Genomic DNA, 12,846 nt, shown 5'->3' with positions numbered 1-12,846 from the left:
GCGCATGGACGCGCAGTCATCCGCCTCGCGCGGCGCGCCATCGGTGCGCCAGGCCATGGCCGGCCTGCACAGCTGGGCCGGCCTGCTGCTGGGCTGGCTGCTCTATGCGATGTTTCTGACCGGCGCTGCGAGCTACTTCCGCGAAGAGATCTCGCAATGGATGCGGCCCGAAGTTCCCGCGATGCCGGAGCGTCCGCCCGCGCCGCACAGCGCGGCGCAGGCCCTGCTTGCGTTGCAGGAGCTCGCGCCACCCGGCGGGCAATGGAGCATCGAACTGCCCGGTGCGCGCAGCAATGTGGTGGCGCTCGCGTGGGATGGTCCGCAGGGGGCCGGACGGGCCCTGCTGCACCCCGGCACGGGCGCCCGGCTCGCGCCCCGGAGCACCGCAGGCGGCGAGTTCTTCTACTACTTCCACTTCTCGCTGCACTACCTGCCGCGCATTCCGGCCAGATGGCTGGTCGGTCTGGCGGCGATGTCCATGCTGGTCGCCCTGGTGACCGGCGTCGTCACGCACAGAAAGCTCCTGCACCACTTCTTCACGTTCCGCCCGGGGAAGGGCGCACGTTCCTGGCTCGACGCGCACAACGCGCTGTCGGTGCTGGCGTTGCCATTCCATTTCATGATCACCTACACCGGGCTGGTGACGCTCATGACGCTGTACATGCCCTGGGGCGCACAGATGGCCTTGAACACGGCCGAGCAACGGCTCGCGCTGCGCGCCGCACTGACCGCCCACATGCCGCCCGGTCCGGCCAGCGGAGCAGCCGCCGCGCTGCCGGATGTCGCGGCCATGGTTGCCCTGGCCGAGCGCGCATGGGGCGGGCCCCACGTGGGTCGCGTGGTGGTGGACCATCCCGGCGACGCAGCCGCGCGCGTCCGCGTGGTGCATTCGGACGCGGACCGCGTGTCGGTCAGCCCGCGCTTCCTGCTGTTCGAAGGGCGCAGCGGCGCATTGCTGGAGCGACGCGATGCAGCCAGCGCGGCGGGCCAGCTCCACGGCGTTCTCTATGGGCTGCACCTGGGACGGTTCGCGCAGCCCGTGCTGCGCTGGCTCTACTTTCTCTCCAGCCTGGCGGGCGCAGCCATGGTCGCAACGGGCCTGGTGCTGTGGGCATGGAAACGCCGCGTGCCATCGGCCGCCGCACACCGGGCCGGCCTCGGCGTGCGCAGCGTGGAACGGCTCAACGTCGCCACCATCGCGGGGCTACCGCTCGCCATGGCCGTCTTCCTGTGGGCCAACCGCTTGCTGCCAGCGTGCTTGCCGGACCGCAGCGCCTGGGAAATCCATTTGTTCTTCCTGGCCTGGGGCGCGGCTTGGCTGCATGCGCTGCTGCGACCGGTGCGCCGGCTGTGGTTCGAACAGTTCCGGGCGGCGGCCATCCTCCTGGCCACGCTGCCGGTCTGGAATCTGTTCTTCAGCGAACGGAACCTGGCGTCGGGCCTGCTGGCCGCAGACACGATGGCGGCCGCCTTCGATGCGACGCTGCTGGTCCTCGCCGGCGCCTGCCATGCGCTGGCCATCGGTGCCCGCGCCCAGGCATCCAGGGTGTCTTGACCGGGCCGGCCCCCGCCGGCGCCGCACGATCGCCGTGCGAACCCGTGCTCAGTAGCAGCGCGGATACGCGCCCAGCAGGTCGAAACCGGCGTTCGCGTCGAGGAACGACTTCAGGGGCTCCTGCGCGGCATGCCCCGCGAGGTCGATCAGGTACACGTGGCCGTCCAGCGTGGTCCTGCCGGGACGCTCGTAGATGGCCAGGACCCGGCCGGTCAGCCCGGCCAGGGCCTGCAGCGCGCTGCCGAACGCCCGCTCCGATGTGCGCAGCCGCAGGCTCGTCTTGTCGTGGCCGGTCGGCGGCGGCACTTCGCGCCCGATGACCCACCACCGCGTGACGTTGTGCGGCCCTTCTTCGATGCCCTGGGCCAGCGCGACCAGCCCGTGGATGCGGGCCGCGGCGGGCGGGCCCATGGCCGCCAGGCCCGGTGCCGCAGCGCCGGCGACCTCCTGGGCCGCCGCACCGGCGCTCGCTGCCGGCCGGCGCTCGACCGTGGGCATTTCCCGGTCCAGCCAGGGTTTGACCTCCTGCAGCGCGACAGGATGGGCCAGCACGGCCTTCACCTGGGCCCGCGCGGTGCCCGGCTTCACGAGCAGGCTGTAGCCCAGCATCCTCGTGTATTCGGCCACGATGCGGCCGCCGCGCATGGCCAGCACATCGTCCAGTTAGGGCGTGGCCCCGACGAGCGAGGTCGTCACGGGCACGCAGAGCCTGGCCAGCCGGCCCTGCGCAAAGGCAGCGAACAGCTCTTCGCGTTCGCACGGCACCAGGCCGCGCTCGCCATAGAGCTCGGTGCAGGCCTGGTGGGTCCAGCTGCCGGCCGGCCCGAGATAGCCCACGGGCGTGGCGGTGGCCATGGCGGGCGGCACGGCGGGTTGCGGCAATGCGGTCCGGGTTCAGGCCGCGCCGGGCTGGGACGCAGCGGCGGCCGCGCCGGGCGCTTGCGCCGCCGCCTCCGGTGGCAGCGGCGAGGGCCCGGACAGCACCACGTTGCGCGTCGGGAACGCGAATTCCACGCCCATGGCCGCGAATTCGCGCATCAGGCCGATGTTGATGGCCTGCTGGTTGTCCATGTACTGGCCGTAGTTGGCGGTCTGCATGACGTAGACCACCACATAGTCCAGCGAGCTTTCGCCCAGCTTGGCGAAATGGGCGCGGTCGAACACCAGCTCGGGCTGGGCCTCGACCACGCGGCGGATCACGGCCGGGATCTCGGCCGCCTGCTCGGGCGTGGTGGCGTAGCTCACGCCCACCGTGAACTCGATGCGGCGCGTGCTCATGCGCTTGAAGTTGCGCAGCGAGCCCTTGAGCAGCTCGGTGTTGGAGACCACGATCTGCTCGCCGCTGGGGCTGCGCAGCCGCGTGGTCTTCATGCCCACATGCTCGACCGTGCCGTTGACGCTGCCGTTGTTGATGGCGTCGCCGACCTCGAAGGGCTTGTCCAGCGCGATGGCGATCGAGGCGAACAAGTCCCCGAGGATGTTCTGCGCGGCCAGCGCGATGGCGATGCCGCCAATGCCCAGGCTGGCCACGAAGGCCGTGATGTTGAAGCCCAGGTTGGACAGCACGGCGAGCGCCACCACGGCCCATAGCGCGGTATTGAGCCCCCAGCCGATCAGCGTGCTCGACACCGTGGCCTGCGGCGAGCTGCCCGGCGCGGCATGGCGCATGAGCTGGCGCTGCATCAGCACGTCGATCAGGCGCGCGCCCCACAGCGCCAGTTGCAGGGCCACGGTCACGTACCAGAGCTGGGCCACGCGGTCGGACCAGCGCGCCGGCAGGTCCAGCAGCGACAGGCCGACCAGCAAGGAGGCCACCGTCAGCAGCAGCCCGTTCGTGGCGTCCAGCATCTGCGCGAGCGTGGGCCGCACCTGGCCCAGGCCGCGCGCGGCCGGGTCGGCTTCGGCGCTCCGGCGGATGCGTCCGCGCGCGAACCGCAGGGCGGTGCGCATGACGAAGTAGGCGGCGAGGGCAGCGCCGGCGGCCAGCACCCATTGGGTCATGGGCACGCCGAGCAGCAAGGTGGTGTGGAACCAGTCGGAGAGCAGCATCGGCGGTTTATATCCGCTCGGCCGCACCCGGGGCGATCAGCCCTGGGGTGTGCATCCTGTAGGAGGCGCGCGCACGGACCGCTTCACGCGCTGCGCGAGAAGCGCCGCGCGTAGGCCGTCCCACCCGACAGGATGGCCGCCAGCGTCCAGAACGCCGGCCCCATGCCGGCCGCCGAGCCCAGGCCGCCGAACAGGATGGGCAGGAACACCTGGCTGGCGTTCATGATGGTGGCGCGCACGCCCAGGGCCTCGCCGGAGCGCCCCGGCGGCGCCACCTGGTGCACCAGGCTCATGACCATGGGCTGCGTGGAACCCAGGCTCAGCCCGTTGACGAAGGCCAGCGCCAACAGCAGCGGCACGGCCGTCGTCAGCGGGAACAACAGGTAGACGGCGGCCGTCACGCCCAGCGAGATGGTCAGCGTCTGCCATTCGTTGAGGTGGCGCTGCAGCAGCGGCATGGCCAGGCGCACGACGAAGGTGGCCACGCCGAAGCAGCCCATGATGAGGCCGATGGTGGAAGCCGACAGCCCGATGCGCGCACCCTGCACGGGCACCATGAAGGTGAACATGTCCCAGCCCATGGACAGCAGGCCGCTCACGATGAAGACGGCGCGCATGCGCGGGTCGCGCAGCAGGTCCATGACCTTGCCGGCGCCCGCCACACCGCCCGGCGCGTTGCGCGGCGCCACGCGGATGCGCAGCACCACGAGCACGGCCAGCGCCAGCAGCGGGAACAGCAGCAGCAGCGCGAAGGTCCAGCGGTGGCCGATGCCGTCGATGGCGATGCCGGCGATCACCGGGCCCATCACCGTGGAGGTAGAAAACGCCAGCGCCAGCAGCGTGAACGCGCGCACGCGGGTCTGGTCGTTGGTGCTGTGGCCGACCTCGTTGTAGATGGTCATGTGCAGCAGCATGAAGCCGCTGCCCAGCAGCATGCTGGCCAGGCACAGCACCGGCACCGAGGGCCACAGCGCCGGCAGCGCCGCGCCCACGGCCGTGGTGGCGATCGCGATGCGGGCCGGCCGCTGCATGCCCACGCGGTCGATCCAGCGGCCCAGCCGCACCGACAGCAGCATGGGCAGCACCGACAGCAGGCTGACCTGCAGGCCGACGACCACGGTGGGCGCATGCAGCGCGATGGCGTAGAGCGAGAGCGCCACGCGCCCTCCCGTGAAGGCCAGGTGCACGAGCACCATGACCACCATGAGCGGCAGCAGCTGGCGTGCCAGCGAGGGAGGGGAAGCGGGGGAATCCATCGGGGCGGCAGGGCGCGGCAAAGCCGTGCAGTGTCCCACGGTCGTCGCCGCGCTGCCGTGCCGCCCGCGCGCTTCAGGCCAGGCAGGCCTCCACCTCGCCCACCCAGGCGGCGAGGGCGGCCGGCAGCGCCTCGTCGGCCGCCGGCGCCCAGCGGCGGCTGGCGTTGCGCGCCAGCGTGCGCAGCTGCCAGGCCATTTCCTGGGCGATCAGCGAGAGCTCGTTCATGAGATCGGCGTCCTGGTCGTCGTCGCCGAGCATCTGCAGCTGGTCGCCGCTGGCGCCCACGTCGGCCAGCAGCCGGCGCATCTGCCTGCACTGGCGGCCGATCGCGGCCATGCCCTGCACGCGTGCCGGTGTGGCTGCGGGGTCGGAGGCCAGCGTGGCCGGCCAGGCGCCGAGCACCCGGTCGAAGCCGATGAGCTGGCCGACGGGCGAGGCCACCGGCTCCAGCGCTGCCATGCCGGTGACGGTGCCCAGCGCGTGCTCGCTGGCCAGGCCGCGCAAGGCGTTCAGCACGCGGTCGCCCAGCGCCGGGTCGAACTGGTGGCGGTTGGTGCGCAGCAGGAGCGACAGGCGCAGCGCCGACAGGGCGCGCCCGGGCCGCAGCAAGGCCGACATGACCTGGGCCAGCGACACCACGCGGCCCCAGGGGCTGATCCGGTCCCCCGCCAGATGGGCGGGATAGCCCGAGCCGTCGAGCAGCTCGTGGTGTTCGCGCACGGCGCGGATCAGCTCGCGCGGGTATTCGTGGTGGCGCTCCAGCAACAGCGCCGAGACCAGCGGATGCGAATACAGCTGGCGCCGCTGCTCGGCCGTGAGGTCCCCCTTGGGTTGCAGCAAGGCGTGGTCGATGTGCATCATGCCCAGGTCCTGCAGCAGGCCGGCCGCCATGGGCATGACGAGGTCGTAGCGCAGCAGGCCCGGGCGCTGCACCAGCCAGCCGGCCAGCAGGGCCGTGCACACGGCGTACTGGAACAGGGCAGGGTGCACGTCGCGCGCCACACTGAGCTGGAAGGCGACCGGCGGCGGCAAGGGAATGGCTTCCAGCGCGTCGAGCAAGGCGGCCTGGTGGTTGCCATGCCGCAAGAGGAAGGCCAGCACGGGCCGGCGCTCGATCAGATGTTCCGCCGTGCCGCGCAGTGCCTTGCCGTGGATGCTGTCCTGGGCCTGCAGGGCGTCTTCCAGCGGCGCCGCGAGCTGGTGGCGCAGCAGCCGCTCGTACAGGCGGGGGTCGACCTTGACGCCGCGCTCGATCAGCTTGATGCCCTGGGAACTGTAGATGGCGTTGACAGCGGTCGGCGGCCGCCCGTCCACGAGCTGTTGGACGGCTTCCCGGAAATTGGACGACATTTGTGAGAGTTTTGTGTCTGATCGCTACCAAGATTTGTAGCACAGCGACGGCTGCTGTGCCCTTACGCGGGCAGGAACATGGCGTGGCCGCCTAAAATCGCGCCTTTCCCCGCCTGCCGTCCCGCTCCGAGGACATCCCCCACCCGATGAACGCCCCCGTCGACGTTTCCTTTTTCGCGCGCGCCGCCAAGCCGCTGACCAGCTACCGCAAGTACTGGGCGGCCCGCTTCGGCACGGCGAAGTTCCTGCCGACCTCGCGCGAGGAGATGGCGGCCCTGGGCTGGGACAGCTGCGACATCGTGCTGGTCACAGGGGACGCCTACGTCGACCACCCCAGCTTCGGCATGGCCGTGATCGGCCGCATGCTGGAAGCCCAGGGCTTTCGCGTGGGCATCATCGCCCAGCCGGACTGGACCAGCGCCGAGCCCTTCCGCGTGCTGGGCAAGCCCAACCTGTTCTGGGGCGTGACGGCCGGGAACATGGATTCCATGATCAACCGCTACACGGCGGACCGCAAGATCCGCAGCGACGACGCCTACACACCGGGCGATGTCGGCGGTGCGCGGCCCGACCGTGCGGCCATCGTGTACTCGCAGCGCTGCCGCGAGGCCTTTCCCGAGGTGCCCATCGTGCTGGGCGGCATCGAGGGCAGCCTGCGCCGCATCGCGCACTACGACTACTGGAGCGACAAGGTGCGCCGCTCCATCGTGGTCGACGCCAAGTGCGACCTGCTGCTGTACGGCAACGCCGAGCGCGCCATCGTCGAGGTGGCGCACCGGCTGGCAGCGCGCGTGCCGGTCGCCGAGATCACGGACGTGCGCGGCACGGCCTTCGTGCGGCGCGAGACGCCGGAGGGCTGGTTCGAGATCGATTCCACCAGCGTGGACCTGCCGGGCCGCGTCGACGCGCACGTGAACCCCTACCTCATGGTCTCGGAGCAGGCCAAGGCCAATGGCGCCACCTGCGCCAAGGAAGACGAGGCCCAGGCCGTGGCCGACCAGGCCAATGCGGCCAACCCGCCGATCCAGACCATCCAGTTCGTCGCCAACCCGCGCGTGGCCCTGAAGCCGCCGCCACGCGACAAGAGCGTGATCCGCCTGCCCAGCTACGAGCAGGTCAGGTCCGATGCCGTGCTCTATGCCCACGCCAACCGCGTGCTGCACCTGGAGACCAACCCCGGCAACGCGCGCGCACTCGTGCAGGCGCACGGCGAGGGCCACACGGCGCGCGACGTCTGGATCAACCCGCCGCCGATCCCGCTGACCACGGCCGAGATGGACCACGTCTTCGACCTGCCGTACGCGCGCAGCCCGCACCCGCGCTATGCGGACGAGCACGGCGGCCACGACGGCGCGACCAAGATCCCGGCCTGGGAGATGATCCGTTTTTCCGTGAACATCATGCGCGGCTGCTTCGGCGGCTGCACCTTCTGCTCGATCACCGAGCACGAGGGCCGCATCATCCAGAGCCGCTCGGAAGAATCCATCATCCGCGAGATCGAGGAGATCCGCGACAAGGTGCCGGGCTTCACGGGCACCATCTCCGACCTGGGCGGCCCCACGGCCAACATGTACCGCATCGGCTGCAGGTCGCCCGAGATCGAGGCCGCCTGCCGCAAGCCCAGCTGCGTCTACCCTGGCATCTGCCAGAACCTGACCACCGACCACGGCCCGCTGATCAAGATCTACCGGCGCGCGCGTGCGCTCAAGGGCATCAAGAAGATCCTGATCGGCTCGGGCCTGCGCTACGACCTGGCCGTGCAGTCGCCCGAGTACGTCAAGGAACTCGTGCAGCACCACGTGGGCGGGTATCTGAAGATCGCGCCAGAGCACACCGAGCAGGGGCCCTTGTCGAAGATGATGAAGCCGGGCATCGGCAGCTACGACAAGTTCAAGCAGATGTTCGAGAAGTTCTCTGCCGAGGCGGGCAAGAAGCAGTACCTGATCCCGTACTTCATCGCCGCGCACCCGGGCACCAGCGACGCGGACATGATGAACCTGGCCATCTGGCTCAAGAAGAACGGTTTCCGCGCCGACCAGGTGCAGACCTTCTACCCGAGCCCCATGGCCACGGCCACGGCCATGTACCACAGCAACAAGAACCCGCTGCGCAAGATCACGCGCGACAGCGAGGGCGTGGACATCGTGCGCGGCGAGAAGCGCCGCCGGCTGCACAAGGCCTTTCTGCGCTACCACGACCCCAACAACTGGCCGCTCTTGCGCGAGGCGCTCAAGGCCATGGGCCGGGCCGACCTGATCGGCAACGGCAAGCACCACCTGATCCCGACCTGGCAGCCTTTGACCGATGGCGGCTACCAGAGCGCGCGGCGCAAGAACTCCACACCCGCGCCGCAGCAGGCCCGCACGGTGGCGGACAAGGCCGTCAAGGGCCGCCTGCTCACGCAGCACACCGGCCTGCCGCCGCGCGCCGGCACCGCCGCGCGCAAGCCCGGCAAGGCGCGCTGAATCAGCCCTGGCGCCGCGTGACCTTCACGGCCACGTCCATGCCCTCGTAGGCGTCGGGCTCGCCGAACCAGCTGCCGCTGATCGGCGTGGCCAGCGCCGGGTCGCGCGCCACCCCCACGCGCAGCAGATGGCCGCTGCCCATCAAGTCGTTGGTCGGGTCGAAGGCGACCCAGCCTGCGCCGGGCAGGTAGGCCTGCAGCCAGGCGTGCGTGGCGCCGGCGCCCACGATGCTGTCGCCGGCCTGCTGGCCCGCGGCGTCCAGGGCTGGGTCGTACAGGTAGCCCGACACGAAGCGCGTGGCGATGCCCAGCCGGCGCACGGCCTCCATCATGAGCAGCGCGTAGTCGCGGCAGCTGCCACTGCGCGCCGCCAGGGTCTGCAACGGCGTCTGCGTGCCTTCCTCGTCGCGCGACTGGTAGCTGAATTCGGTGTGGATGTGCGCGTTCATGCGCTTGAGCGTCTCGCGCGTGCTGTTGGGCGCGTCGCTGCGCAGGAACTGGTGGGCCCAGCGCAGCAGCAGGCCATCGGGGTCCTCGTGGTGCGGGCGCAGGTAGTGCTCCAGGTCCAGCCGGTCCTGCAGCGAGTAGGCGAAGGGCAGGAACTCGGCCGCCGGGTCCAGCGCCAGCAGGTCGCCGGGGGAGGGCACGTGCTCGACCGTGAAGGCGCACACGATGCTCAGTGCGGTGGCCTCGCCCTCGGGCTGCACGAGGGCGACGGAGTTGGAATGCGGGTCCTGGATCAGGCGCACGGAGGCGGCCGGGCTGACCTGCAGGTCGGTCGCCAGCACGCGCAGGTCGTGGCTGTCGCGCGGCCGGAACATCACGCGGTGCAGGCCGAAGCGGACCGGCGTGCGGTAGCGGTAGGTGGTGGTGTGGTGGATGTCGTACTGCGTGGCCATGGCGGCATGCCTCGCAAAGGGGCGGCCCGCATTGCACGGGCCGCGGCAGGGGCGATCAACCGCCCTTGTGGGGCCGCTTGCCCGGGTTCTTCTTGCTGCGCGTGGCGACGCCGCGCTCCAGGCTCACGCGCTGGCCGCCGCCGGAACGGCGCAGGACCAGGCCGCCGGCGGGCGTGGGTGCGGGGGTGGCGCGGCGGTCGGCTTCGGTGACGAGTTTGTTGCCCATGGTCTTCTCCTGTCGGACGGTAAAAACGAACCCGCGATGATCGCACATCGACCGCCGCCGCCTGTCCGGTTGCTGTCAGCCAGCCGTCGGCCCCAACAACTTGATAATCACTCGCATCTAGAATGGGCTCCTCGCTGCAACTCCGAGAAGCACTGCCTTGAAGCATTCGACCATCGCCTGGGTCCTGGCCGCCACTGCCGCGGCCTGCGCGCCCGCCTGGGCCCAGAGCCCCGCCGCCAAACCCGCCGCCGCCAGCAAGGCCGTCGCCGCCGACATCGCTCCCGCCGTGCGCCACCACGCCCAGCTCGTCAGCGCGGCGTACGAGGACGCGCTGGCCGCCGCACAGGCGCTGCAGACGGCCATCCACGCCTTCCTCGACAAGCCCTCGCAGCAAGGACTGGACGCCGCGCGCAAGGCCTGGCTGGAAGCACGCGAGTTCTACGGCCAGACGGAAGCCTTCCGCTTCTACGGCGGTCCGATCGACAGCGACGACGGCCCCGAGGGCCGCATCAACGCCTGGCCCATGGACGAGTCTTACGTGGACTATGTGGTCGACGCGCCCGACGCCGGCATCATCAACAACCGCAAGGTGCCCATCACCAAGAAGCAGCTGTCCTCGCTCAACGAGCGCGACGGCGAGGAGAACATCGCGACCGGCTGGCACGCGATCGAATTCCTGCTGTGGGGCCAGGACCTGTCGGAAACCGGCCCGGGCAACCGGCCCTACACCGACTTCGTGGACGGCGGCAAGCCCAACGCCGACCGGCGCCGCCAGTACCTGCGCGTGGTGACCGAGCTGCTCGTCGACGACCTGCGCTCCGTGGCCCGCGCCTGGGCGCCGAACCAGGCCAAGAACTACCGCGCGCGCTTCGAGCGCGGCGGCATGGAGTCGGTGCGCAAGATGCTCGTGGGCCTGGGCTCGCTGTCGCGCGGCGAGCTGGCCGGCGAGCGGCTCGAGGTCGCCCTGGCCAGCCAGGACCAGGAGGACGAGCACTCCTGCTTCTCGGACAACACCCACCGCGACGCCGTGGCCAACGCGACCGGCATCCAGAACGTCTGGCTCGGCCAGTTCAAGCGCCGCGACGGCAGCCAGCTGCAGGGCCCCGGCCTGCGCGAGCTCGTGGCCGCGCGCGACGCCGCCGTGGCCGAGAAGACGACGAAGCAGATCGCCACCTCGGTGGCCGCGGCCGAGGCCATCCCCGCGCCGTTCGACCAGGCCATCAAGGTCGGCAATCCGGGCCGCGCCAAGATCCAGGCCACCATCGACAGCCTGACCCAGCAGTCCAAGGACATCGTCGAAGCCGCCAGCGCGCTGGGCATCACCAAACTCACGCTGGTGCAACCTTGAGCCCTCGTCGCATCGCAGGCGCGGCGGCCGGCATCTCCCTGGCCTCGCTGGGCCTGGCCTGGGCCGCCAGCGACCCGGCGCCGGCCGACGACGTCGCCGTCGGCGGCGCCACCACGGTCTACGCCACGGGCCAGAACGCCTTCTCGTTTCCCGCTGCCAATCTGACCGACCCGGAGCGCACGCGCTTCGTGATCGGCAACTCCTTCTTCAAGCGCAACTGGGTGCAGGCACCGGCCTCGACCAAGGCGCGCGACGGCCTGGGCCCGCACTTCATCGCGCGCTCCTGCGGCGGCTGCCACACGCAGGACGGCCGCGGCCAGCCACCGGACTTCGCGAGGGGCCTGTCGGACCAGCCCGTGGGCCTGCTGCTGCGCCTGTCGGTGCCGGGCCGGGACAAGGCGGGCGGGCCCTTGCCCGACCCGGTCTACGGCGACCAGTTCTCCAACTTCGCGGTCAACGGTGTGAAGCCGGAGGGCAGCATCACGATCCGCTACGAGGCCGTCCACGGCCGCTTCGCCGACGGCACGCGCTACACGCTGCAAAAGCCCGTCTACGGCTTCAAGGGCCTGAACTACGGCCCCATGGCCAAGGACGTGATGGTCAGCCCGCGGCTGGCGCCGCAGGTGATCGGCATGGGCCTGCTCGAAGCCATTCCCGAGGACGCCATCCGCGGCAACGCGCGCGCCCAGGCCGACGCCGGCGGGCCGATCCGCGGCCAGGTCAACGAGGTCTGGGACCAGCCCTCGCAGAAGACCCTGCTGGGCCGCTTCGGCTGGAAGGCCAACGTGGCCACGGTCGCGCACCAGACCGCCGGCGCCTTCCACGGCGACATGGGCATCACCTCCAGCCTGTTCCCCGACGAGACCTGCATGCCCAGGCAGAAGGACTGCCTGGCCGCGCCGCGCGGTGCGCAGGGCCAGCAGCCCGAGGTCGACGACAAGACCTTCGAGGACGTGGTGTTCTACACCGCCACGCTGGCACCGCCGGCCCGGCGCAACGCCGACGATCCCCAGGTGCTGCGCGGCCAGCAGCTCTTCGCGCAGGCCCAGTGTGCGGTCTGCCACCGGCCCAGCTACACCACGGCCGAGGGCCCGTTCCCGCGGCTGACCAGCAAGGCGCTGTCGGGCCAGACCATCCACCCCTACACCGACCTGCTGCTGCACGACATGGGCGAGGGCCTGGCCGACGGCCGGCCCGACTTCCAGGCCAACGGCCGCCAGTGGCGCACGCCGCCGCTGTGGGGCATCGGCCTCATCAAGGACGTCAACGGCCACACCCGGCTGCTGCACGATGGCCGCGCCAACGGCGTGCTCGAGGCCGTGCTGTGGCATGGCGGCGAGGCCCAGGCCAGCCGCGATGCGGTGATCCGGTTCACGGCCGAGGAGCGCGCAGCCCTGGTCAAGTTCGTGGAGTCGCTGTGATGACCACTGCCATCGACGGATCGCGCCGGCGCCTGGTGCTGAGCGGCCTGGCGGCCCTGGCGTTGCCGGCCGCGGCCCAGCATGTGCCGGGCAACGTGGCGCTGCCGTTCTACGGGCCGCCGGACTTCATGCAAGGCGCCTGGCGCCGCTGGTTCGCGCCGCGCGCGCAGGACTTCCAGCAGCGCGCGCAGGCGCTCGTGGCCGCGCTGTCGGCCCAGTGCGCGGCAGCGGCCGGGGACGGCGCCGCGCTGGCCGAGGCGCGGACCGGTGAAGGCGC

9 protein-coding genes and 2 pseudogenes are annotated in these 12,846 nt (G+C 71.0%); 5 read left to right on the top strand and 6 right to left on the bottom strand.

From position 1 onward, the window contains the following. Positions 1–4: 4 nt before the first annotated feature. Positions 5–1,555: a PepSY-associated TM helix domain-containing protein gene (locus IE209_RS15700; RefSeq protein ID WP_189687899.1), complete on the top strand. Its 1,551-nt coding sequence runs from the start codon at positions 5–7 to the stop codon at positions 1,553–1,555. Between the two features lie 48 nt (positions 1,556–1,603). Here IE209_RS15700 and IE209_RS15695 read toward each other — a convergent pair. The 4 genes and pseudogenes from IE209_RS15695 to IE209_RS15680 form a co-directional block, all read right to left on the bottom strand. After that, positions 1,604–2,410 (bottom strand): annotated as a pseudogene (locus IE209_RS15695) (prephenate dehydratase). A 39-nt stretch (positions 2,411–2,449) separates the two neighbouring features. Beyond that, on the bottom strand, positions 2,450–3,604 hold the full coding sequence (locus IE209_RS15690; protein WP_189687898.1) for a mechanosensitive ion channel family protein: 1,155 nt from the start codon (positions 3,602–3,604) through the stop codon (positions 2,450–2,452). 83 nt (positions 3,605–3,687) lie between these two features. Further along, positions 3,688–4,860, bottom strand: a complete 1,173-nt coding sequence (locus tag IE209_RS15685; protein WP_189687897.1) for an MFS transporter — start codon at positions 4,858–4,860, stop codon at positions 3,688–3,690. Between the two features lie 73 nt (positions 4,861–4,933). Beyond that, positions 4,934–6,211, bottom strand: a complete 1,278-nt coding sequence (locus IE209_RS15680; protein ID WP_189687896.1) for an HD-GYP domain-containing protein — start codon at positions 6,209–6,211, stop codon at positions 4,934–4,936. Positions 6,212–6,357: 146 nt separating this feature from the next. On the opposite strand from IE209_RS15680, the gene IE209_RS15675 reads away from it, so the two are divergent. Beyond that, positions 6,358–8,676, top strand: a complete 2,319-nt coding sequence (locus IE209_RS15675; RefSeq protein WP_189687895.1) for a YgiQ family radical SAM protein — start codon at positions 6,358–6,360, stop codon at positions 8,674–8,676. A gap of 1 nt (position 8,677) precedes the next feature. Here IE209_RS15675 and IE209_RS15670 read toward each other — a convergent pair whose 3' ends face one another. Beyond that, positions 8,678–9,574 (bottom strand): transglutaminase family protein, encoded by an 897-nt coding sequence (locus tag IE209_RS15670; protein ID WP_189687894.1) that lies wholly within the window; start codon positions 9,572–9,574, stop codon positions 8,678–8,680. A 55-nt stretch (positions 9,575–9,629) separates the two neighbouring features. Next, complete coding sequence (locus tag IE209_RS15665) at positions 9,630–9,800, bottom strand: hypothetical protein (protein ID WP_186329730.1); 171 nt, start codon at positions 9,798–9,800, stop codon at positions 9,630–9,632. A gap of 157 nt (positions 9,801–9,957) precedes the next feature. Here IE209_RS15665 and IE209_RS33880 point away from each other — a divergent pair, with 157 nt between their 5' ends. The 3 genes and pseudogenes from IE209_RS33880 to IE209_RS15655 form a co-directional block, all read left to right on the top strand. After that, positions 9,958–11,148: an imelysin family protein gene (locus IE209_RS33880; RefSeq protein ID WP_229882878.1), complete on the top strand. Its 1,191-nt coding sequence runs from the start codon at positions 9,958–9,960 to the stop codon at positions 11,146–11,148. Continuing rightward, entirely contained in the window at positions 11,145–12,569 is a 1,425-nt protein-coding gene (locus tag IE209_RS33875; protein ID WP_373305353.1) for a di-heme oxidoreductase family protein, read from the top strand. Before IE209_RS33880 ends, IE209_RS33875 begins: the two co-directional genes overlap by 4 nt. Continuing rightward, positions 12,569–12,846, top strand: a pseudogene (locus tag IE209_RS15655) (imelysin family protein); the annotation flags it as partial. The gene IE209_RS33875 and the pseudogene IE209_RS15655, both read left to right, overlap by 1 nt.

The organism is Pseudorhodoferax aquiterrae, assembly GCF_014652235.1.
In the GTDB taxonomy this organism is placed as follows: domain Bacteria; phylum Pseudomonadota; class Gammaproteobacteria; order Burkholderiales; family Burkholderiaceae_C; genus Pseudorhodoferax; species Pseudorhodoferax aquiterrae.
This window is presented reverse-complemented; position numbering and strand designations above follow the sequence as displayed.